20 protein-coding genes are annotated in these 21285 nt (G+C 65.8%); 8 read left to right on the top strand and 12 right to left on the bottom strand.

The annotated features are described in order from the left end of the window. Positions 1–3: 3 nt before the first annotated feature. The gene (locus BSQ44_RS01420; protein WP_072601601.1) at positions 4–522 is read left to right on the top strand and encodes an RNA pyrophosphohydrolase; all 519 of its coding nucleotides are present in this window, start codon (positions 4–6) and stop codon (positions 520–522) included. A gap of 941 nt (positions 523–1463) precedes the next feature. Here BSQ44_RS01420 and BSQ44_RS01415 read toward each other — a convergent pair. The 9 genes from BSQ44_RS01415 to BSQ44_RS01375 all read right to left on the bottom strand — a co-directional run bounded on the left by BSQ44_RS01415 (position 1464) and on the right by BSQ44_RS01375 (position 11096). After that, on the bottom strand, positions 1464–1871 hold the full coding sequence (locus tag BSQ44_RS01415; protein ID WP_072601600.1) for a F0F1 ATP synthase subunit epsilon: 408 nt from the start codon (positions 1869–1871) through the stop codon (positions 1464–1466). 92 nt (positions 1872–1963) lie between these two features. Further along, the gene (atpD, locus tag BSQ44_RS01410) at positions 1964–3517 is read right to left on the bottom strand and encodes a F0F1 ATP synthase subunit beta (RefSeq protein ID WP_072601599.1); all 1554 of its coding nucleotides are present in this window, start codon (positions 3515–3517) and stop codon (positions 1964–1966) included. Positions 3518–3538: 21 nt separating this feature from the next. Next, complete coding sequence (locus BSQ44_RS01405; RefSeq protein ID WP_072601598.1) at positions 3539–4420, bottom strand: F0F1 ATP synthase subunit gamma; 882 nt, start codon at positions 4418–4420, stop codon at positions 3539–3541. A gap of 25 nt (positions 4421–4445) precedes the next feature. Further along, positions 4446–5975, bottom strand: coding sequence for a F0F1 ATP synthase subunit alpha (atpA, locus tag BSQ44_RS01400; RefSeq protein ID WP_072601597.1), 1530 nt, complete (start codon positions 5973–5975; stop codon positions 4446–4448). Further along, positions 5975–6535, bottom strand: a complete 561-nt coding sequence (locus tag BSQ44_RS01395; protein ID WP_072601596.1) for a F0F1 ATP synthase subunit delta — start codon at positions 6533–6535, stop codon at positions 5975–5977. The genes atpA and BSQ44_RS01395 overlap by 1 nt, the downstream gene beginning before the upstream one ends. Before the next feature lie 234 nt (positions 6536–6769). Then, positions 6770–7159 carry a hypothetical protein gene (locus tag BSQ44_RS01390; RefSeq protein ID WP_072601595.1) on the bottom strand — a complete coding sequence of 130 codons (390 nt, stop codon included), beginning with the start codon at positions 7157–7159 and terminating at the stop codon, positions 6770–6772. Positions 7160–7244: 85 nt separating this feature from the next. After that, positions 7245–8471, bottom strand: a complete 1227-nt coding sequence (locus tag BSQ44_RS01385) for an MFS transporter (RefSeq protein ID WP_235633319.1) — start codon at positions 8469–8471, stop codon at positions 7245–7247. A gap of 88 nt (positions 8472–8559) precedes the next feature. Continuing rightward, positions 8560–8904 (bottom strand): ASCH domain-containing protein, encoded by a 345-nt coding sequence (locus BSQ44_RS01380; protein WP_072601593.1) that lies wholly within the window; start codon positions 8902–8904, stop codon positions 8560–8562. Positions 8905–8912: 8 nt separating this feature from the next. Next, complete coding sequence (locus BSQ44_RS01375) at positions 8913–11096, bottom strand: primosomal protein N' (protein ID WP_072601592.1); 2184 nt, start codon at positions 11094–11096, stop codon at positions 8913–8915. A 90-nt stretch (positions 11097–11186) separates the two neighbouring features. Between BSQ44_RS01375 and fsa the strand changes: the two genes are divergently transcribed. Next, a complete protein-coding gene (gene fsa / locus BSQ44_RS01370) occupies positions 11187–11840 on the top strand; it encodes a fructose-6-phosphate aldolase (protein ID WP_072601591.1) in 654 nt (217 codons plus the stop codon). A gap of 6 nt (positions 11841–11846) precedes the next feature. Further along, positions 11847–12659 carry a 2-keto-4-pentenoate hydratase gene (locus tag BSQ44_RS01365; RefSeq protein ID WP_072601590.1) on the top strand — a complete coding sequence of 271 codons (813 nt, stop codon included), beginning with the start codon at positions 11847–11849 and terminating at the stop codon, positions 12657–12659. A 10-nt stretch (positions 12660–12669) separates the two neighbouring features. Here the strand turns inward: BSQ44_RS01365 and BSQ44_RS01360 are convergent, their stop codons facing one another. From BSQ44_RS01360 to leuS, 3 genes are all read right to left on the bottom strand, one after another. Next, positions 12670–13593, bottom strand: coding sequence for a 1-acyl-sn-glycerol-3-phosphate acyltransferase (locus tag BSQ44_RS01360; protein WP_072601589.1), 924 nt, complete (start codon positions 13591–13593; stop codon positions 12670–12672). 97 nt (positions 13594–13690) lie between these two features. Further along, complete coding sequence (locus tag BSQ44_RS01355) at positions 13691–14263, bottom strand: LPS assembly lipoprotein LptE (RefSeq protein ID WP_072601588.1); 573 nt, start codon at positions 14261–14263, stop codon at positions 13691–13693. Then, positions 14250–16889 (bottom strand): leucine--tRNA ligase, encoded by a 2640-nt coding sequence (gene leuS, locus BSQ44_RS01350; RefSeq protein WP_072607788.1) that lies wholly within the window; start codon positions 16887–16889, stop codon positions 14250–14252. Before leuS ends, BSQ44_RS01355 begins: the two co-directional genes overlap by 14 nt. 120 nt (positions 16890–17009) lie before the next feature. Here leuS and BSQ44_RS01345 point away from each other — a divergent pair, with 120 nt between their 5' ends. The 5 genes from BSQ44_RS01345 to BSQ44_RS01325 all read left to right on the top strand — a co-directional run bounded on the left by BSQ44_RS01345 (position 17010) and on the right by BSQ44_RS01325 (position 21281). Continuing rightward, positions 17010–17672 (top strand): YggS family pyridoxal phosphate-dependent enzyme, encoded by a 663-nt coding sequence (locus BSQ44_RS01345; protein WP_072607787.1) that lies wholly within the window; start codon positions 17010–17012, stop codon positions 17670–17672. A 79-nt stretch (positions 17673–17751) separates the two neighbouring features. Further along, positions 17752–18591 (top strand): AAA family ATPase, encoded by an 840-nt coding sequence (locus BSQ44_RS01340; RefSeq protein ID WP_072601587.1) that lies wholly within the window; start codon positions 17752–17754, stop codon positions 18589–18591. Between the two features lie 56 nt (positions 18592–18647). Continuing rightward, complete coding sequence (locus BSQ44_RS01335) at positions 18648–19541, top strand: haloalkane dehalogenase (RefSeq protein WP_072601586.1); 894 nt, start codon at positions 18648–18650, stop codon at positions 19539–19541. A 27-nt stretch (positions 19542–19568) separates the two neighbouring features. After that, the gene (locus BSQ44_RS01330) at positions 19569–20015 is read left to right on the top strand and encodes a GNAT family N-acetyltransferase (RefSeq protein ID WP_072601585.1); all 447 of its coding nucleotides are present in this window, start codon (positions 19569–19571) and stop codon (positions 20013–20015) included. Positions 20016–20072: 57 nt separating this feature from the next. Further along, positions 20073–21281: a cytochrome P450 gene (locus tag BSQ44_RS01325; RefSeq protein WP_072607786.1), complete on the top strand. Its 1209-nt coding sequence runs from the start codon at positions 20073–20075 to the stop codon at positions 21279–21281. Positions 21282–21285 lie beyond the last annotated feature (4 nt).

The raw sequence follows: 21285 nt of genomic DNA, 5'->3' as shown, positions 1-21285 counted from the left end.
GGCATGGCGAAGCGCCCCGTCGATCCGGAGAGCCTGCCCTACCGACCCTGTGTCGGCGTCATGGTGCTCAATCGCGAAGGCCTGGTCTGGGCCGGGCGCCGCATCCACGTCACCGATGGCGAGATGGCGGGTGCCACCAAGCTTTGGCAGATGCCGCAGGGCGGCATCGATACCGGCGAGGAGCCGCTACCGGCGGCCCGGCGCGAGCTCTACGAGGAGACCGGCATGCGCAGCGTTTCGCTGCTCGGCGAGACGCCCGGCTGGATCAACTACGACCTGCCGCCCGATCTCGTCGGCATAGCGCTGAAGGGCAAGTATCGCGGCCAGACACAGAAATGGTTCGCCTTCCGCTTCGAGGGCGACGAGACCGAGATCGCGATCGACGCGCCTCCGGGCGGGCACGAGGCGGAGTTCGACCAGTGGGCCTGGAAGCCGGTCGACGACCTGCCCGACCTCATCGTGCCGTTCAAGCGCAAGGTCTACGACCAGGTCATCGCGGCGTTCCGGCATTTCGCGGCTTGAGCCCGAAGGTGACGCGATGGGCTGGCGCTTCCTTGCCGTGCTAACCAAGGCGCCGGCCGATTTCGTGCGGCGGGTGGGCGAGTAGGGCGCCGGGAGGGCGTGCGTCCTTCGAGGCCCGGCTTCGCCGGGCACCTCAGGATGAGGACGGTGGGGTGCGGGGGCGGTCTGTGGTCCCAGACCAGCAACAATGGAGCCCGATTATAAGCTCCGACGTCTAGGGAGCCCCAAAAGTGAAAGCCTGCTTAGGTAGAGGCAGGTCTAACGCCCTTTTCCTTGTTCATCCGCTCAAGATCTACTTGACGAACCGGAACGACTCGCACTTTCTCTTGGCTGGACCGGCATGGTGTCGGTTCGCGAGACGGAAAAGCCGGGGCTGCAACCCCGGCTCCGTGTCGATTTACGCATGACCTTGGCGGACTTGCGACAAATCAGAACGACGACTGGACAATACGTCTGGTGCTGATTCGCTGTCAAGTCCGCTGAGGTTCCGACATAAGGAACCGTTTATGTCAGTCTTTGTTGTTTCCTTCCGAATTGCAGATGAAACTACCCGGTACGGATCGTACACGCCGATAGATGGGGCTCAGTTAACGAGGCAATTCAAGCTAAGGCGAAGGGACGAAATTATTGGAAGCAGACGACGTCGTTTTTTGCGCTTGAATCCGATGAAAACAACTCCTCAGACTTAGCAAGTTCCATCAATAATAACTCGAAATTTGATCCTGACAAGGATCTACTCCTGGTCACGAATCTCAGCCAGAAAGGGTATAAAGTGTTGGGGCAAAATTCGGACCCGGATATCGATGTAATTATGGGGCTGCGATAGCAAGGAAAGATGCGAGGGTATTCCTATACCTGATAGGAATATCGCAACAACATAAACCAAAGCCGGGCCAACAGGCCCGGCTCTTAACCGCGATGAATGCGCCGTGGCGCTTCAGTCACGCCGGCAGGATCGCGCCTTCCAGCGTGGTCAGCTGACCGAGATACTCTTCCAGCCGCGTGCGCTCATGGTGCTCGGAAGCGTCGGAAAGGTCCTCGCGGGCTTCCTGGATACGACGGGTCAGTTCCTCGCGGTTGAGCTTGTCGACATGCGTGGCCGATTCGGCGAGCAGCGTGCAGCCTTCCGGCAGGATGTCGGCGAAGCCGCCGAACACCACGTAACGGTCGGTCTTGCCGCCTGCCGTGTTCACGGTGACGACGCCCGGCTTGATCGTCGTCATCACCGGCGCATGGTCCGCCATCACGGTCATCTCGCCTTCCGCACCGGGAATGACGACCGACTCGACATCCTCGGAAACGAGAAGCCGCTCGGGCGAGACCAGTTCGAATTTGAACGCTTCAGCCATATTTGATCAGGTAGTCGGTGGTCGGCAGTCGGCAACAGTGCCGTCATCCGTTCTTTTCCGACTGCCTACTCCCTACTGCCTGTTGCCGTTGTTTACGCCGCTTCCGCCGCCAGCCGCTGTGCCTTCTCGATCGCCATGTCGATCGAGCCGACCATGTAGAAGGCGGCTTCCGGCAGGTGATCGTATTCGCCGGCGACGAGGCCCTTGAAGGAACGGATCGTGTCCTCGATCGGCACGAGCTGGCCCGGCGAACCGGTGAACACCTCGGCGACGAAGAAGGGCTGCGACAGGAAGCGCTCGATCTTGCGCGCCCGGGCGACGGTGACCTTGTCCTCTTCGGAAAGCTCGTCCATGCCCAGGATCGCGATGATGTCCTGCAGCGACTTGTAGCGCTGGAGGATTTCCTGCACCGAACGGGCGACGCGGTAGTGCTCCTCACCGACGATCATCGGGTCGAGCATGCGCGAGGTCGAGTCCAGCGGATCGACGGCCGGGTAGATGCCCTTCTCGGAGATCGCGCGGTTGAGCACGGTCGTGGCATCGAGGTGGGCGAACGAGGTCGCCGGCGCAGGGTCGGTCAGATCGTCGGCCGGCACGTAGATGGCCTGCACGGACGTGATCGAGCCCTTGTTGGTGGTCGTGATGCGCTCCTGCATGGTGCCCATGTCGGTCGCCAGCGTCGGCTGGTAGCCGACAGCCGAAGGAATGCGGCCCAGAAGTGCCGACACCTCGGAGCCAGCCTGGGTGAAGCGGAAGATGTTGTCGACGAAGAACAGCACGTCCTGGCCCTGGTCGCGGAAGTGCTCGGCGATGGTGAGGCCGGAGAGCGCGACGCGGGCGCGGGCGCCGGGCGGCTCGTTCATCTGGCCGAACACCAGCGCGCACTTGGAGCCTTCGGTCGAGCCGCCGTGCTCATGCGGGTCCTTGTTCACGCCGGACTCGATCATCTCGTGGTAGAGATCGTTGCCCTCGCGGGTGCGCTCGCCGACGCCGGCGAACACGGAGTAGCCGCCGTGCGCCTTCGCGACGTTGTTGATCAGTTCCTGGATCAGCACGGTCTTGCCGACGCCGGCGCCGCCAAACAGGCCGATCTTGCCGCCGCGGGCATAGGGAGCCAGGAGGTCGACGACCTTGATGCCGGTGACGAGGATTTGGGCCTCGGTCGACTGGTCGACGTAGAGCGGCGCGTCCTGGTGGATGGCGCGCTTGGACTGGGTGACGACAGGGCCGGCCTCGTCGACGGGCTCGCCGATGACGTTGAGGATGCGGCCGAGCGTCTCGTCGCCGACCGGCACCATGATCGGCTGGCCGGTGTCGGCCACTTCCTGGCCGCGCACGAGACCCTCGGTGGAGTCCATCGCAATGCAGCGCACGGTATTTTCGCCGAGGTGCTGCGCGACCTCGAGCACGAGACGATTACCGCCATTGTCGGTTTCCAGCGCATTCAGGATCGCCGGAAGCTTGTCCTCGAAGGACACGTCGACGACGGCGCCGATGACCTGGGCGACCTTGCCGGTCGCGACCGCCTTGGAGAACGCCTCGGCTGTGGCTTCGGCGCCGGTCGCCGCCGGCGCGGTCTTGCGCGGGGCGCGCTTGGCCGGCGCCTTCTCGGCGGCCGGTGCCTTCGGGGTAGCTGCTTTAGCCATTTCTCTTACCCTCTTGGTTCCTTAGAGCGCCTCGGCGCCCGAAATGATCTCGATCAGTTCCTTGGTGATCTGCGCCTGGCGCTGACGGTTGTAGGTGATCGTCAGGCGGCTGATCATGTCACCCGCGTTGCGCGTGGCGTTGTCCATGGCGCTCATCTTGGCGCCCATCTCGCCGGCCGCGTTTTCCAGCAGCGCGCGGAAGATCTGGACCGATATGTTGCGCGGGATGAGGTCGGCGAGAATTTCGCCCGCCTCGGGTTCGTATTCGTAGACGGCGCCGCCGTTCGCCGCATCGCCTTCCTCGGCGACCGGAGCGGAAGCCGGGATGATCTGCTGTGCCGTCGGCACCTGGCTGATCACCGACTTGAATTCGGAATAGAACAGCGTGCAGACGTCGAACCCGCCCTCATTGAAGAGCTGGATGATCTTCTTGGCGATCGCGTCGGCGTTGACGAAGCCAACCTGCTTGACCTCGCGCAGTTCGATGCGCTCGATGATCAGCCGTGCGAAGTCGCGGCGCAGGATGTCGGCGCCCTTCTTGCCCACGGTGATGATCTTGACTTCCTTGCCCTCGCGCTGGAGGCGGCGGACATGCTCACGCGCCAGACGCGCGATCTGCGAGTTGAAGCCGCCGCACAGGCCGCGCTCGGCGGTGCACACGACGAGCAGGTGCACGTCGTCCTTGCCCGTGCCTGTCATCAGCGCCGGTGCGTCGCCGCCCGACACGGCGCCCGCAATGTTGGCGAGCACCTTGCTCATGCGCTGCGAATAGGGACGCGCGGCTTCCGCGGCCTCTTGCGCGCGCCGCAGCTTCGCCGCGGCGACCATCTGCATCGCCTTGGTGATCTTCTGCGTCGCCTTCACCGAGGCGATGCGGTTGCGCAGATCCTTTAGTGAAGCCATGCCCCGATCCTGCCGTTACAGCCGCTTACGCGAAGTTCTTCGCGAAGGCGTCGATCTCGGCCTTCAGCTTGCCGCGCAGGTCGTCGGAAAGCGCCTTCTCGGTGCGGATCGCCTCGAGAACGGATTTGCCTTCCGTGCGCATGTGGGTGAGCAGGCCCTCTTCGAACTGGCCGACCTGGGCGATCGTCAGCTTGTCGAGATAGCCGTTCACGCCCGCGAAGATGACCGCGACCTGCTCTTCCGTCTTGAGCGGTGAAAACTGCGGCTGCTTCAGAAGCTCCGTCAGGCGGGCGCCGCGGTTGAGCAGACGCTGCGTGGCCGCGTCGAGATCCGAACCGAACTGCGCGAAGGCCGCCATCTCGCGGTACTGCGCGAGCTCGCCCTTGATCGAGCCGGCGACCTGCTTCATCGCCTTGATCTGCGCCGCCGAACCGACGCGCGACACCGAGAGGCCGACGTTGACCGCCGGACGCACGCCCTGGAAGAACAGGTTGGTCTCGAGGAAGATCTGGCCGTCGGTGATCGAGATCACGTTGGTCGGGATGTAGGCCGACACGTCGTTGGCCTGCGTCTCGATGACGGGAAGCGCGGTCAGCGAGCCCTTGCCGTTGTCGTCGTTGAGCTTGGCCGCACGCTCCAGCAGGCGCGAATGGAGGAAGAAGACGTCGCCCGGATAGGCTTCGCGCCCGGGCGGGCGGCGCAGCAGCAGCGACATCTGGCGGTAGGCCACGGCCTGCTTGGACAGGTCGTCGTAGCCGATCAGCGCGTGCATGCCGTTGTCGCGGAAATACTCGCCCATCGCGCAGCCGGCCATTGGGGCCAGGAACTGCATCGGCGCCGGGTCGGACGCGGTGGCCGCGATGATGATGGAATATTCGAGCGCGCCGCGCTCCTCCAGCACCTTGACGAACTGCGCCACGGTGGAGCGCTTCTGGCCGACCGCGACGTAGACGCAGTAGAGCTTCTGGCTCTCGTCGTCGCCGTCGTTGAGCGGCTTCTGGTTCAAGAAGGTGTCGAGCAGGATGGCGGTCTTGCCGGTCTGGCGGTCGCCGATCACGAGCTCGCGCTGGCCGCGGCCGATCGGGATCAGCGCGTCGATGGCCTTGAGGCCGGTCGACATCGGCTCGTGCACCGACTTGCGCGGGATGATGCCAGGCGCCTTGACGTCGACGCGGCGGCGCTCGGCAGCCTCGATCGGGCCTTTGCCGTCGATCGGATTGCCCAGCGCGTCGACAACGCGGCCGAGCAGGCCCTTGCCGACGGGCACGTCGACGATGGCGCCGGTGCGCTTGACGGTGTCGCCTTCCTTGATGTCGCGGTCGGCACCGAAGATGACGACGCCGACATTGTCGCTTTCGAGGTTGAGCGCCATGCCGCGGATGCCGCCGGGGAACTCGACCATCTCGCCGGCCTGGACGTTGTCGAGGCCGTAGACGCGGGCGATGCCGTCACCGACGGACAGGACCTGCCCGACTTCGGAGACCTCGGCCTCCTTGCCGAAATTCTTGATCTGGTCTTTGAGAATTGCGGAAATTTCCGCGGCTCGGATGTCCATCAGCCGACCTCTTTAAGTGCGAGCTTGAGCGAATTAAGTTTTGTCTTGAGCGACGTGTCGATCTGGCGCGAGCCCATCTTCACGATGAGGCCGCCGAGAAGTGAAGGATCGACGGTGACCTTCATGGTCACGGTCTTGCCGGCGATGCCGGTGAGCGCCGACTTGAGCTCGCGGTCCTGTTCGGGCGAGAGCGGATGCGCTGAGGTGATGTCGGCGACGATCTCGCCGCGCTGCTCGGCGGCGATCGCCCGGAAGGCCCTGATCATGCCCGGCACCGCGAAGAGGCGACGGTTGCGCGCCACGACGCGCAGGAAATTGCCGACCAGATCCGACATCTTGGCGCGCGCCACGAAAGCGGAGATCGCCTTGTACTGGTCGTCGGCGGAAAAGACGGGGCTTTCGATCAGGCGCTTCAGGTCCGTACTCTCGGAGAGCAGTGCCTCGAAATCGTCGAGGTCGGATTCGACCTTCTCCACGACGTTCTGTTCGAGCGCCAGTTCGAAAAGCGAACCGGCATAGCGCCCTGCAACGTCGGAAACTGGCGATGTAGACTTTGCCACGAACGGTCTTCTCTTACTGGAGAGGCCGCAGGATTTCGGCGCGAGCCTGAGACTCTGGCTAACCCTCTGACCTTATTGATATATTCCGACCACAAATACGGGCACGCCCGCTCCCCGGGTCGAAAGTCGATTGCCGTCTAGCACAGGCATTCCGGACTCGCAACAACCCGGCGCGCACGCTTTTGCGGCAGTTTTGTCGCATCGCGGCGGGATCGGCGGCGCAGGCAGCCGCTTTCAGGGGACGTAGCCGAAGACGTAGGCGAGCGGCATCACCCCGAGGAGAGTTTCGGCGACGAGCCAGCCGAGGCTCGCCGGGTTCGCGTCACGCTCGGCGAGGATCCCGACGAGCCTGGCTATGGCGGAAAAGATCCAGGCCGCGCCGAGTGCGAGGTAGATGAAAGGTTGGGCGAGAAGCACGGCGCAAAGGCCGACGCCTAGCGGAAAGCCCGACGTCGCGCGAAGGCCGCGCGCCGGGAGCCCCGCACCGCCGGCCGCCATGCCCCGAAACCGAGCGGCGGGGCGCGGCGCGACGAGGATCGCAAAGCCGAGAAGGATCGCGGCGATGGCGGAAAGCCAGGCCAGCCACTCTCCGCCGCTCGCCGGCCATGGCATCGCAAGTTCCATCGAATCGCTCCCCCTGTCGCCGCCGCTTTCTACCCTTGGTCCCCGGCCCGCGCCAGACGCGAGGACGCCCATCCGGCCGGCGGATTCATGGTCTCGAGACCGCGGCGGCCACCCAGAAGCTTATCACGAGCAGGAAGGAGGCGCCGAGCATCGCGGTCAGCACGGCATCGTAGCCGCCGGTCGCCGACCACGCCCAGGCTGCGGCGAGTGGGGCGAGCGCCTGCATCACGTTCATCGGCGCGATCAGGGCGCCGTTGATCGCGCCGTAGGCGTCGCGGCTGACCATTTCGGGCACGGCCAGCCCGCGCACGATAGTGATCATGCCGTTCGCGGCACCGAGGACCGCCGAGACGGCGGCGAGCACCAGGAGGTCCGGCGGCGCAAAGGCGAAGCCCGCCAGCGCGAGCGGGAAGGCCGGCACGACGATCGAACCGAGAATGCGGACGGGGATGTTCGGCGCAAAGGTCCAGATCAGGACCCGGCCCGCGACCTGCGAAGGCCCGAAGACGGCCATGACGATCACCACCGAAGCGGCGTCCAGGCCGCGCTCCAATAGCAGCGGATAGAGGTGGAATGTCAGCGCGAAATAGGCCGCCGCGTAGGAGACGTAGGCGAGCATCAGCATCCAGAAGGCGGGGCGGCGGAACGCCCATGCTACGGCCGCAAGTCCGGCGAGCGGCGGCGTGTCCGTCACGGAGCGTGCTGGCGGGGCGCGGTCCCTGGCCGGATCGATGATGGTCGAGTAGATGCCGCCGCAGACCAGGATGTTGATGCCGCCCAGCACCATCAGCGCGCCTCGCCATCCGAACTGGTCGATCAGCAACTGGTCGAGGGGAACGAACACGGTGGAGGCGAAACCGCCCCACAGCGTCAGCGCCGTGATCGAGCGCCGCGCATTTGCGGCGCCGACGCGGCGGGCGATGACGGCAAAGGCCGGATCGTAGAGCAGCGCCGCCTGGAGCGCGCCGAGCACGGCGAAGACGGCATAGAAGACGGCGATGCTGGTCACCTGCGACCAGGCGAAGAAGAGCAGCCCGGCAAGAACGGATGCGCCGCCCATCACGTAGCGGCCGAAGCCCCGGTCGATCGCCGCGCCCACGGGATAGGCGCAAGCCGCCGCGCACAGGACCCCGAGCGTGGCGGCGAGATAGAGCGCCGGCTTGTCCCATCCGAGATCGACCCGCATGGCCTCCGCGATCAGGGGGAAACTGTAGAAGATCGACCCCCACGAACAGATCTGCGCCACCCCCATGGCCGGGATCATCCAGCCGAGGCTTTGGGATGCGGGTGCGTTGGCGTCTGGATCCGTCACCAGCGTACTGATGCCCGCGCCGCAGCGGCGGCCAAAGGACCAGGACGGGCAAGCGTCTCGGCCAGCGCCGGAGCGGAGAAACTTCGAATCATGCGTTCGAATCGGAAAGGAGTTCGGCAGTCTGGTCCGGAGTGAGGTGCTCGATGATCTCGACCGGATCGTCGAGCGAGATCTCCGGATAGTGTTCCCGCATGCCCTCTAGCATCACCGTATCGGGCCAGACCGCCTCCCGACCGAGATAGCGAGCGGCTTCGCGAAGCGGCATTGTGGTGACCCTGGTCACCCGCACGACGGCCGTGAGATTGGGGTTGCCGTCGCAGACGTATCGCAGGAGCCCGGTAACGATGGGTCCCTCGCGCCAGCGGATGGTCGAGGTCTTTCTCCCCGAAACGATATCAGGGAACAATCGGGGGACGACGCCGAGAGTTTGCATCGCGGTCCTCAGAGAAAGCTCTGCGGGTCGATGTCGACCTGCACCCGCACCGAGCCGCGCGGGCGTTCGGCCGCGGCAAGCAGCGTGCGGGCGAACTTCTGGATGTCGGAGCGGCGCTCGCCGTGGATCAGCAAACGGAAGCGGTGGCGGCCGCCGATCAGCGCCAGCGGCGCCTCGGCCGGGCCGAGCACCTGGATGTCAGGCGCCGCCGGCGCGGCACGCCGCAGGGCGCGGGCATGCGATTCCGCCTCCTGGCGCGTGGCGGCGCTGACAATGATGCCGGCCAGCCGGCCGAAAGGCGGCATTCCCGCCCGCTGGCGCTCCTCGGTCTCGCGTTCGTAGAAGGCTTCCGCGTCGCCCGACACGATCGCCTTCATCACCGGATGCTCCGGTTGGTAGGTCTGAAGCAGCCCGAGGCTCTTCTTGCCGGTGCGGCCTGCGCGGCCGGTGACCTGACTGAGCAGCTGGAAGGTGCGCTCGGCCGCGCGCGGGTCTCCGTTTGCAAGCCCGAGGTCGGCATCAACGATGCCGACCAGCGTCATGTTGGGAAAATTGTGGCCCTTCGCGACGAGTTGCGTGCCGATGACGATGTCGGCCTCGCCCTTGGAGATTGCTTCCAGTTCCAGCCGCAGGCGGCGCACCCCGCCCAGCATGTCGGACGAGAGCACGATGATGCGCGCCTCGGGAAAATGGCCGACCGCCTCCTCGGCGATGCGCTCCACCCCCGGCCCGCAGGCGACCAGATGGTCGAGCGTGCCGCATTCCGGGCAGGCTTCCGGCCGCGGCTCGTTATGGCCGCAATGGTGGCAGACGAGCTGGCCGCGAAAACGGTGCTCGACAAGCCAGCTCGAACAGTCGGGACACTGGAAGCGGTGGCCGCAGACCCGGCAGAGGGTGAGCGGGGCGTAGCCGCGCCGGTTGAGGAAGAACAGCGACTGTTCGCCGCGCTCCAGCGTGCGCCGCGTTTCGTCGAGTAGCACCGGCGACAGGAAGCCGCCGCGCGCCGGCGGCGCACGGCGCATGTCGATCGCCTTGAGGTCCGGCAGCGCCGCTTCCGCGAAGCGGGCGGGCAGGGCAACGCGGTCGTATCGTCCCGACAGCGCGTTGACGCGGCTTTCGAGAGACGGCGTGGCCGAGGCGAGCACCACCGGGAAGCCGCCGATGTGGCCGCGCACCACCGCCATGTCGCGGGCGTTGTAGTAGACGCGATCCTCCTGCTTGTAGGCGGGATCGTGCTCCTCGTCGACGACGACGAGGCCCAATTCGCGAAACGGCAGGAAGAGTGCCGAGCGCGCCCCCGCGACGACGCGCACCTGGCCTTCCGCCACTTGGCGCCAGACCTTTTCGCGCATTCGCGGCGGCAGGTCCGAGTGCCATTCGGCCGGTTTGGCGCCGAAGCGATCCTGGAAGCGCTCCAAAAAGGCATGCGTCAGCGCGATCTCGGGCAGCAGGATCAGCACCTGCCGACCGTTCTTCAACGCCGCGGCGATGGCCTCGAAATAGACCTCAGTCTTGCCGGAGCCGGTCACGCCGTCGATCAGCGTGACGGAGAACGTCCCGGCCGACACTTTTTCCGTCAGCGTCACGGCCGCGCGCTCCTGGTCCGGCATGAGTTGCGGCGCCGCGTAGGACGGATCGGGCGGCGCCACCACCGGGCGAGGCGGCAGCATCACGTCGCGAAACACCCCTTGCGCCTTCAGCCCGTCGATGACGGTCGAGGAAACCCCGGCGGCGTGAGCGAGACCCGAGCGCGTCCAGGCGAGGCCGGTATCGGCGGTCTCGAGCACGCGGCCGCGCGCCGCGGTCATGCGGTCAGGCGCGGCATCCGTGCGCTCGATCGCCTCGACCCACGGCTCGGGGTCGAAGGCGGCCGGCGCGCGCAGCAGCATGCGGGCCACCATGCCCGGCGGCGAGAGCGTGTATTCGGCGATCCAGTCGACGAAGCGCCGCATGTCGTAGGTCACGCGCGGACAGTCGAAGACCTCCTCGATGGGCCTCAGCTTCTTCGGATCGACGCTCCCGCCGTCGCCGTCCCATACGATGCCCGCCACCTGCCGCGGTCCGAGCGGAACGCGCACGATGGAGCCCGGCCCGACCTGCATTCCGGCCGGCACGGAATAGGAATAGGGCCGTTCGGCCGGCATCGGCACCAGTACGGGCACGACCCTGGATGGCTGCGAATCTGGTTTCATTGCGCGTGACCTTGCCCCGAGTTTCGTCTAGAGCAAAGGCCGACAAGAGCGGCTATCCGCCGCCGCACCCGTATGCCCAAGGAGACGGTCATGAAATTCTTCGCCGACACCGCCGACGTGAAGGAGATCCGGGAACTGAACGATCTCGGCCTTCTGGACGGCGTCACGACGAACCCCTCGCTGATCCTCAAGTCCGGCGGCTCGATCGCCGAGGTGACGAAGGAAATCTGTTCCGTCGTCGCCGGCCCGGTCTCTGCCGAGGTGGTCGCCACCGAATACGACGAGATGATGCGCGAGGCGAACATCCTCTCGAAGATCGCGGACAATGTCTGCATAAAGGTACCGTTGACCCTCGACGGCCTGCGCGCCTGCAAGGCGATCCGCTCGGACGGGCGAATGGTCAACGTCACCCTGTGCTTCTCGGCCAACCAGGCACTGCTCGCCGCCAAGGCCGGCGCGAGCTTCATTTCGCCCTTCATCGGCCGGCTGGATGATATCGGTCTCGACGGCATGGAGCTGATCGCAGAGATTCGCACCATCTACGACAATTACGATTTCCCCACCGAGATCCTCGCCGCGTCGGCACGCACCGTGAACCACGTGAAGCAGGCCGCCATGATCGGCTCCGACGTGGTGACCGCCCCGCCGGCCACGCTCAAGGCGCTGGTCAAGCATCCGCTGACCGACAAGGGCCTCGACGCCTTCCTGGCGGACTGGGCCAAGACCGGCCAGAAGATCGGCTGAGGCACGATGGCCGGCGCCGGTGAGATCGCGGTGGAGGTTCTTGCCGCGCTGGATGAAGGCCGCCAGGTCGAGCCCTTCTCCGGGCGGATCGCCGGCTTCGACAACCATGCCGCCTATGCGGTCACGGCCGAACTGCGACGGCTCCGCTCGGCACGCGGCGAAAGGCCGATCGGGCGAAAGATCGGCTTCACCAACCGCAACATCTGGGCCGAGTACCAGGTCTTCGAGCCGATCTGGGGCGACGTCTACGACACGGTGTTCCGCGAGATTCCGTCGGGCGGCACCATCCGCGCCTCGCACCTGCCCGAGCCGCGCATCGAGCCGGAAATCGTGCTCGGGATCGGGCGCGACCTGACGGCCGACATGAGCCTGGAAGAGGTCGAGGCCTCCATCGACTGGGTGGCGCTTGGCTTCGAGATCGTGCAGTCGATCTTCCCCGGCTGGCGCTTCGCCCCCTCCGACTGCATCGCCGACGGCGGCCTGCACGGCGGGCTTCACATCGGGCCGAAGCTGGAGATCGCGCCGGCAGACAGGCCGGGTCTGGCGGCCCGGCTCGCCGCGGTGGAACTCGAACTCTCCTGCGACGGCGCGGTGATGGATACCGGTAGCGGCTCGAACGTGCTCGACGGACCGGTCCAGGCGCTGATGCATCTGGCGAAGGTGCTCGACCGCGACGCGCACAATCCGCCGCTTCGCGCTGGCGAGATCGTCACGACGGGAACCTTGACGCGCGCCTTCCCCGTGTTCGCGGGACAGCAATGGTCAACCAGCGTGTCGGGTGGTTTGCCGCTTGAAGGATTGACGGCCGCGATTTCCTGACCCGGGAACGTCAGGCGGACGTCGCGAGGGCGGGCTCGAACTGCGCCTGCGGGTCGGCCTTCAGCGCCTCGACCGTATGCTTCTGCAGCATGGCCGTGACGTCGACCGGATCGCCGACCAGCCGCGCGGCCTCGATAGGTCTGCCGACGGTGATCGTGAAGCTGAAGCGCTTCTTGTTCAGAAGTTCGTGGAACAGCGTCATGTCGCGCAATTCCGTCGAGTGCTTGGCCAGGAAGTAGAACAGCCCCGAATTGCGCGCGGAGATATGCGCCGGCAAGATCGGCACGCCGTAGCGGCGGGCGAGCGCCACCGCCGAGGTCTGCCAGGGCCGCTCTGTGAGGCTGCCTTCGTTCCAGAACGCGATGCGGCCTGACGGAAAGAGCACCACCGCCCGCTCCTGCGAGAAGGCGCGGGCAGTCATCTCCAGCGTATCGCGGCTCTTGGAATGGGACTTTTCGCCCGGGCGCCATTCGACCGGGATGATCAGATCGCGAAAGCCTGCCGCCACACGCAGGGCATCGCGGTTGGCGAAGATGGTGAGGTCGCGCCGACGGTCCTTCAGGATGTCAAACACAGCGATGCCGTCGGCGATGCCGGTGGGGTGGTTCGGCGCCAGGATGAAGCCGCCCGTCTCCGGCAGGTTTTCCACCCCCGACACCTTGATGTCGAGCGACAGCAGCGAACTCAGGTGCTGGAGTGCGTCCCACCCGCTCAGCGGCGCGATGGCGTCCGCCATGCGCACGGCCTCGTCATAGTGGAACATGCGCAGCAGAACTGGCCGCATCAGCGGCCAGAGCGGGTGCCGCGAAATCTTCAGGGACCGTTCGTGGATCAGCTGGTCGATGATGTGGGAATCGATGTCGACGGTGCTCCCGTAGAAGGCCCGGCCACCCAGCAGCCTCGCAATGGAGGATGGCGACGTCTGCAGGTCCATGGTCATCGACTCCGATCGGCCCCTGTCTGGCCGAATACTATGACGCAAGAATGACGTCCATGCCTTAACTTTCAGCACCAGCGCGGGTTCCCGAAAGCTATTGCGCCTGTGCTCGCTTCAACTCCATCATCATATCCAGACGGATGAACTCGGCTACTTCGCGCGCCGCGCGGTCAACCGCGTCCCGCTTTGCGCGGCTCTCTGCGAAGAGCTGCCGTGGCCGGTCGAAGAACGCGGTGGCGCTGCGCTCGCCCTCGATGACGGTCTTGTCAGTCTCGGTGTCCTTGAGGCGGTAGCGACCGATCAGCCGGACCGAACCGGCGGTCGGTTCATTGTCGCCGGAGGCCGACTGGAGCGTCACCGTGGAGGCGGATCTCTTCGTAACCTTCAGGATCATGCGGTACTGGGGATTATCCGGCTGGCCGGCGCCGCCGTTGAGCAGGAAGATCAGATGGTTGCGCACCTCCTGCGCGTCGCGGGTGTCGACCTCCGCGATATAGATCGACGCGATGCGCGCGTCCGCGACACCCGGCGTCACGGAGGAGACGTTGCCGTAGAGCGGCTGCACGGTACAGCCGCCCACCAAAAGCGCCATTGCTCCGAGCACGGCCATGGCACCGGCACGGGAGAACCAGGAAAGGCGTCGGTGAACCCGGTCAGACCACGACATTGACGATCCTCTGCGGCACGACGATCACCTTGCGCGGAGACCGTCCTTCGAGCGCCTTACGGACGAAATCGAGTTCGAGCACCGCCGATTCGACGGCAACTTGATCCGCGTCGCGCGCAATTGTCAAATCGCCGCGCCTCTTGCCGTTGATCTGTACGGGAAGCGCGATCTGGTCGTCCACGACCAGCGCGGGATCGTATGCGGGCCAGCCCTGCTCGGCCGCCATGCCGCGGCCGCCGATGGCGGCCCAGCATTCTTCCGCCAGGTGGGGCATCATCGGCGAGATCATCAACACCAGCATCTCCACCGCCTGACGCAGAGCGCCCTTGGTCGCCGCGTCGGGTTCGCCTGCCTTCGCCAGTTGCGGAGACAGCGTGTTGACCAGTTCGTAGATGCGGGCGACCGCCTTGTTGAAGCCGAGCCGCTCGATCTCCTCGCTCACGGCCTTGACCGTCTTGTGGGCGGCACGCGAGACCTCGAGCGCATCCGCCTCGGTTCCCGCCGCCGGGGTCGCGTCCTTCAGCACGGGAGCTGCTTCCGAGACGAGGCGCCAGACGCGCTGGACGAAGCGGTGCGCGCCTTCCACGCCCGATTCCGTCCAGATCACGTCGCGGTCGGGCGGCGAATCCGACAGCATGAACCAGCGCGCCGTGTCTGCGCCGTAGCTCGCGATGATGTCGTCGGGGTCGACCACGTTCTTCTTCGACTTCGACATCTTCTCGATCGGGCCGATGGCGAGTTCCTCGCCGGTCGTCATCAGCACGGCGCGGCGCTGCCCGTCGATCTCCTCGACCTTCACCTCGGCCGGCGTTACGTAGCTGCCGTTCGGACCGGAGCCGCGCCGATAGGTCTCGTGGACCACCATGCCCTGCGTGAACAGGCCCTCGAAGGGTTCCTCGACCGTGTCCAGGTGTCCCGTCGCCTTCATGGCGCGGGCGAAGAAGCGCGAATAGAGCAGGTGCAGGATCGCGTGCTCGATGCCGCCGATGTACTGGTTGACCGGCAGCCAGCCGTTCGGTCCGTCGACATACTCCAGCGTCGTCGGCGCCGCCTCGTTCCACGGATCGGTGAAGCGCGCGAAATACCAGGACGAGTCGACGAAAGTGTCCATCGTGTCGGTGTCGCGGCGCGCATCCCCGCCGCATTGCGGACAGGCGACGTGCTTCCACTTCGGATGATGGTCGAGCGGGTTGCCGGGCCGGTCGAAGGTGACGTCGCCGGGCAACTCGACGGGCAACTGGTCGTCGGGGACCGGCAGTGAACCGCACTTTTCGCAGTGGATGACCGGGATCGGGCAGCCCCAGTAGCGCTGGCGCGAGATCAGCCAATCGCGTAGGCGGAACTGCACCTTGCGCTCCGCTACCGGGCGGTTGCCGATCGTCACCGCCTCCAGGCGTCCGGCCACTTCGTCGAAGGCCTGCTTCGCCTTCATGCCGTCGAGAAAGCGCGAATTGATCATCACGCCGTCGTCGACATAGGCCTCGTCGATGATCTGGAAACTGGCCTTGTCGGCGTCCTCCGGCATCACCACGGGCACGACCGGCAGGCCGTAGCGGTTGGCGAAGTCGAGGTCGCGCTGGTCGCCCGAGGGGCAGCCGAAGATGGCGCCCGTTCCGTATTCCATCAGGACGAAGTTCGCCACGTAGACCGGCAGCGTCCAGTTCTCGTCGAAGGGATGGACCACGCGGACGCCGGTGTCGAAGCCCTTCTTCTCGGCCGTTTCGAGCGCGGCTGCCGAGGTACCCATGTGGCGGATCTCGTCGATGAAGGCGGCGAGTTCGGGATTGCCTTCCGCCGCCTTCCGCGCCAGCGGATGGTCGGCCGCGACCGCCATGAAGGAGGCGCCGAAGATGGTGTCGGGACGGGTCGTGTAGACCTCGAGTTCGGTCTCGCCCTCAGGCGCGGTGTCCGTGGCCAGCGGCCAGCGGATCAGGAGACCCTCTGAGCGGCCGATCCAGTTCGCCTGCATCAGCTTGACCTTGTCGGGCCAGCGCTCGAGCGTGTCCAGGCTGTCGAGCAGCTCCTGGCTCATCTTCGTGATCTTGAAGAACCACTGCGTCAGGTCGCGCTGCTCGACCGGCGCGCCGGAGCGCCAGCCGCGCCCGTCGATCACCTGCTCGTTGGCGAGCACCGTCATGTCGACCGGGTCCCAGTTGACCTTGGCCGACTTGCGCTCCACCAGCCCGGCCTTCCAGAAGTCGAGGAACATCTTCTGCTGGTGCCTGTAGTAGCTCGGGTCGCAGGTCGCGAACTCGCGGTCCCAGTCGAGCGACAGGCCCATGGTCTTTAGCTGGCCCTTCATCGTCTCGATGTTGGCATAGGTCCAGTCGCGCGGATTGACCTTGTTGTCGCGCGCGGCGTTCTCGGCCGGCAGCCCGAACGCGTCCCAGCCCATCGGGTGCAGGACGTTGCAGCCCATGGCCCGCTTGTAACGCGCCACAACGTCGCCCATGGTGTAGTTGCGCACGTGGCCCATGTGGATGCGCCCTGACGGATAGGGGAACATCTCCAGCACGTAGTACTTCGGACCCGGATCGTCGTTCCTTGTCCGGAAGAGCCCGGCCTCGTCCCAGGCCTTCCGCCAGCGCGGCTCCGCCACGCGGGGATTGTATCGTTCGGTTGCCATGACCGTGAATTCGCTCGATAAGGTGCCGGAAAATGCCGGGCGGACCTTCACCACGGATTGCCGGGAGCGTCAACTCCGGGCAGCGCGCCTGCCGGTCGAATTGCAGTCGGAGACATGAAGATGGAGAGCGCGGTCGACAGGCTCCAGGAGGTCAGGCGACGCATCGCCAGCGCCGCGAAGGAGGCCGGGCGCGAGCCTGGCGCGGTGACGCTGGTCGCCGTCTCGAAGACCTTCGATGCGGACGCGATCCGGCCGGTGATCGAGGCCGGCCAGCGGGTCTTCGGCGAGAACCGTGTCCAGGAGGCGCAGGGTAAGTGGCCGGCACTGATGGAAGGGTTCCCGGACATCGAGCTGCACCTGATCGGGCCGCTGCAATCCAACAAGGCCAGGGAGGCCGTGGCGCTGTTCGACGTCATCGAGACCGTCGACCGGGAGAAAATCGCCGCCGAACTGGCCAAGGAGATGAGGAAGCAGGAGAAGTTCCCGCGCATCTACGTGCAGGTGAACACCGGGCTTGAGGAGCAGAAGGCCGGGATCGACCCGCGCGAGGCGGTCGCCTTCGTGGAGCGCTGCCGGGACTTGCATGGCCTCGCCATCGAAGGCCTGATGGCGATCCCGCCCTTCGAGGAAAATCCCGGCCCGCATTTCGCGCTTCTCGAAAAGCTCTCGCGCGAGGCAGGGGTGGAAAAACTCTCGATGGGCATGTCCGGCGACTACGAGACCGCGATCGCCTTCGGCGCCACCAGTGTGCGCGTCGGCTCGGCCATCTTCGGCAGCCGGTGAGGCACTCGCGGCTTGCGCCTGCTTGTGTCACTCCCTAGGGTTCGCGACAAGTTTGAACAATCATCCGGGAAATCTGCGCATGCGTTTCGAAGGCACGTCGGCCTATATCGCCGACCGGGATCTGATGGTGGCGGTGAATGCGGCGATCGCGCTGGAGCGGCCGCTGCTGGTCAAGGGCGAGCCGGGGACGGGCAAGACCGAACTCGCCCGGCAGGTCGCCGCCGCGCTGGACCTCGACCTGATCGAGTGGCACGTGAAATCCACCACCAAGGCACAGCAGGGGCTCTACGAATACGATGCCGTGTCGCGGCTGCGCGACAGCCAGCTCGGCGACGATCGCTTCAACGACATCCGGAACTACATCAAGCGCGGCAAGCTTTGGGAGGCCTTCGCGGCCGGTAAGAAGGTCGTGCTTTTGATCGACGAGATCGACAAGGCCGACATCGAGTTCCCGAACGATTTGCTGCAGGAACTCGACCGCATGGAGTTCTACGTCTACGAGACCGGCGAGACGGTGAAGGCGGCGCAGCGACCGATCGTCATCATCACCTCCAACAACGAGAAGGAGCTGCCCGACGCCTTCCTGCGCCGCTGCTTCTTCCACTACATCCGCTTCCCCGAGATGGAGACGCTGCAGCGCATCGTCGACGTGCACTATCCGGGCATCAAGCAGACCCTCGTGCGTGCGGCGCTGACGCAGTTCTACGAAGTGCGCGACGTGCCGGGGCTGAAGAAGAAGCCGTCGACCTCGGAGGCGCTGGACTGGATCCGTCTGCTCGTCTCTGACGACGTCGATCCGGCCGACCTGCGCGGTGATGCGAAGAACGCGCTGCCGAGGCTGCATGGCGCACTGTTGAAGAACGAGCAGGATGTGCACCTGTTCGAGCGGCTGGCCTTCATGGCGCGACGGCAGGGATAGCCCGAGGCCGAGACCGTTGCGGCGAAAACGCCGCGAACCGGGGAGGAGGAACCCGCATGGCCATTCTGAGAACACCTGAGGAGCGGTTCGAGAACCTGCCCGGCTTTCCCTTCGCGCCCCATTATGCGGAGGGGCTGACCGACATTGACGGACTTCGAATCCACTATCTCGACGAGGGTCCGCGCGATGTCCGGCACACGTTCCTCTGCCTGCACGGCGAGCCGACATGGTCCTATCTCTATCGCAGGATGATCCCGGTCTTCACAGCGGCCGGCGGGCGCGTGGTGGCGCCGGACTTCGCCGGCTTCGGCCGCTCCGACAAGCCGGAGGAGGACGCGACCTACGGGTTCCACTTCCACCGGCGCATGCTGCTGGCCTTCATCGAGCGGCTGGACCTGACAAACGTCACGCTGGTCGTGCAGGATTGGGGCGGCCTGCTTGGCCTGACTCTGCCGATGGAGATGCCGGAGCGGTTTTCCAGGCTGATCGTCATGAACACGGCGCTCGCGACCGGTGCTGCGCCGAGCGAAGGCTTCGTCCAGTGGCGCGACTATGTCGCCGCGAACCCGGATCTCGCGGTCGGCAAGCTGATGAAGCGGTCGTGCCCGCACCTGACGGAAGCCGAGGCGGCCGCCTATGACGCGCCGTTCCCGGACGTGACCTACAAGGCCGGCGTGCGGCGCTTTCCGGCGATGGTGATGACCGATCCAGGCATGGAAGGCGCCGATACCTCGCGGGAGGCGGCGCGGTTCTGGCGCGAGGACTGGGGCGGCAGGAGCTTCATGGCGATCGGCGCGCAGGATCCGGTGCTCGGCGTTCCGGTGATGGAAGCGATGCGCAAGGTGATCCGGAACTGTCCCGAGCCGCTGGTGCTTAAGGATGCCGGGCACTTCGTGCAGGAGTGGGGCGACGAGGTGGCTAAAGCGGCGCTGGATTCGTTCGAAGGCTGAGGCATCGATCGACGGAAGGAAGAAGCCATGGAAGGCATGGAACTGAGGGTGCCGACGCAGAAGGACGAAGCCGACTGGCGACGCCTGTGGACGGCCTATCTCGACTTTTACGAGACGAAGGTGTCGGAGGAAGTCTATCGCACCACCTGGGAACGCATCCATTCCGGTGGCGAATTCGAGCCGAAATGCATGCTGGCCGTGGTAAAGACGCAGCCCGTCGGGCTCGTGCACTATCTCTTCCACCGCACCTGCTGGTCGCAGGTCAACAACTGCTATCTCCAGGACCTCTACGTTGACCCCGAACTGCGCGGCACGGGGCTCGGCCGGGTGCTGATCGAGGAGGTCAAGCGCGAGGCGAACGCGGTTGGTGTCACCAACGTTTACTGGATGACGCACGAGACCAACACGACCGCGCGAAAACTCTACGACCATGTCGCGCGGCGAACGGGTTTCATCGAATACGACCTGTCGTAGATGGCCCGCATCGCGTCGGCCGGGAGGCGTAGCGTGGATCAATGGGAGGATTTCGACATGACCGCGACGGCCACGCGCAAGAGGCCGACGAAGGTCGATCCGGACGATTTCCGGCCCGATCCGCATGCAGGCTTCGCAAGGCACCGTCCGCTCAGCGGCGTCCTGCAGATCGGCGCAGGGTTTCCGACGGTCGTTCGCTACGCCGACATCATGGCGCTGATGACCGACACCCACACGCGCCAATTGGAGACGGAAGCGCTCGTCCATCGCGGCATCACCAAGGGTTCGCTCTTCGACTTCTACGCCAACAGCCTGCTGCTTTCCAACGCGCCCGCGCATGCCAGGCGCCGCGCGCCGCTGTCGCGTGCTTTCGCCTTCCGGCTGATCCAGGACCTGCGGCCGCACATCAGAGCGCTTGTCGGCGGGATGCTGGACGAGATCGGCACCCGGGGCGAGACCGATTTCCTCGCCGCCTTCGCCTCGCCCCTTCCCGCGCGGCTGATTGCGGACATCCTCGGCATCCCGCGCGAGGAGGCGCCGGATTTCGCGGCCAAGGTCTACACCATGACCCGCGGACTGGGCGGCTTCCGCGACGAGGATTTTCCCGCGATCGAGGCCGCGGCGGCGGATTTGGTGCGCTACGTCGAAAACCTCCTGGAGGAGCGGCGGCGCGCGCCGCGCGAGGATTTCCTGTCCTCCTACCTGGCACGGGTGGACGAGGACGGCACGCTTTCGGCCATCGAGACGCTGATGCAGATCGTCAGCGTCATCGTCGGCGGCAGCGATACCACCCGCTTCGGACTGACATCCACCGTCTCGCAGCTGCTGCAGAGGCGCGCGCAATGGGAGGCCCTTACAGCCGACCCGGCGCTGGCACCCGGCGCCGTGCTGGAGGGGCTTCGCTACGAGCCGCCCGTCGGCGCGATTGGCCGGGTGGTGACCGTGCCGGTCGAGATCGACGGCGTGCGGCTGGAGCCGGGAACGGTGGTGAACCTCTCGATCCTCTCCGGCCAGCGCGACGAGACGGTTTTCGCCGAACCGGACGTCTTCGACATCGGGAGGCAGGACCATCCACGCTGGTCGCTGAGCTTCGGGCACGGCGTGCACCGCTGCGTCGGCGAGGCGTTGGCGCGCGCGGAGATGGAGGAGGCGCTGATCGTGCTGTCGCAGCGGCTGCCCGAGCTGAGGCTCGCGGGCGACCCGCCGATTGCGAAGGGGCATACCGGGATACGCGGCATTACGGCGATGCCGGTGGCGTGGGGGTAGTGGG

The sequence above is a fragment of the Aquibium oceanicum genome, from assembly GCF_001889605.1.
GTDB classification, from domain to species: domain Bacteria; phylum Pseudomonadota; class Alphaproteobacteria; order Rhizobiales; family Rhizobiaceae; genus Aquibium; species Aquibium oceanicum.
Note: the sequence above shows the minus strand (reverse complement) of the source record. Positions and strands in the feature narration are given on the sequence as shown.

Bases quoted from the DNA above. Each gene is read 5' to 3' on its own strand.
- BSQ44_RS01420 (WP_072601601.1), top strand. From the start codon at position 4: ATGGCGAAGCGCCCCGTCGATCCGGAGAGCCTGCCCTACCGACCCTGT.
- BSQ44_RS01415 (WP_072601600.1), bottom strand. From the start codon at position 1,871: ATGGCTGAAGCGTTCAAATTCGAACTGGTCTCGCCCGAGCGGCTTCTC.
- atpD (WP_072601599.1), bottom strand. From the start codon at position 3,517: ATGGCTAAAGCAGCTACCCCGAAGGCACCGGCCGCCGAGAAGGCGCCG.
- BSQ44_RS01405 (WP_072601598.1), bottom strand. From the start codon at position 4,420: ATGGCTTCACTAAAGGATCTGCGCAACCGCATCGCCTCGGTGAAGGCG.
- atpA (WP_072601597.1), bottom strand. From the start codon at position 5,975: ATGGACATCCGAGCCGCGGAAATTTCCGCAATTCTCAAAGACCAGATC.
- BSQ44_RS01390 (WP_072601595.1), bottom strand. From the start codon at position 7,159: ATGGAACTTGCGATGCCATGGCCGGCGAGCGGCGGAGAGTGGCTGGCC.
- BSQ44_RS01380 (WP_072601593.1), bottom strand. From the start codon at position 8,904: ATGCAAACTCTCGGCGTCGTCCCCCGATTGTTCCCTGATATCGTTTCG.
- BSQ44_RS01375 (WP_072601592.1), bottom strand. From the start codon at position 11,096: ATGAAACCAGATTCGCAGCCATCCAGGGTCGTGCCCGTACTGGTGCCG.
- fsa (WP_072601591.1), top strand. From the start codon at position 11,187: ATGAAATTCTTCGCCGACACCGCCGACGTGAAGGAGATCCGGGAACTG.
- BSQ44_RS01365 (WP_072601590.1), top strand. From the start codon at position 11,847: ATGGCCGGCGCCGGTGAGATCGCGGTGGAGGTTCTTGCCGCGCTGGAT.
- BSQ44_RS01360 (WP_072601589.1), bottom strand. From the start codon at position 13,593: ATGGACCTGCAGACGTCGCCATCCTCCATTGCGAGGCTGCTGGGTGGC.
- BSQ44_RS01355 (WP_072601588.1), bottom strand. From the start codon at position 14,263: ATGTCGTGGTCTGACCGGGTTCACCGACGCCTTTCCTGGTTCTCCCGT.
- leuS (WP_072607788.1), bottom strand. From the start codon at position 16,889: ATGGCAACCGAACGATACAATCCCCGCGTGGCGGAGCCGCGCTGGCGG.
- BSQ44_RS01345 (WP_072607787.1), top strand. From the start codon at position 17,010: ATGGAGAGCGCGGTCGACAGGCTCCAGGAGGTCAGGCGACGCATCGCC.
- BSQ44_RS01340 (WP_072601587.1), top strand. From the start codon at position 17,752: ATGCGTTTCGAAGGCACGTCGGCCTATATCGCCGACCGGGATCTGATG.
- BSQ44_RS01335 (WP_072601586.1), top strand. From the start codon at position 18,648: ATGGCCATTCTGAGAACACCTGAGGAGCGGTTCGAGAACCTGCCCGGC.
- BSQ44_RS01330 (WP_072601585.1), top strand. From the start codon at position 19,569: ATGGAAGGCATGGAACTGAGGGTGCCGACGCAGAAGGACGAAGCCGAC.
- BSQ44_RS01325 (WP_072607786.1), top strand. From the start codon at position 20,073: ATGACCGCGACGGCCACGCGCAAGAGGCCGACGAAGGTCGATCCGGAC.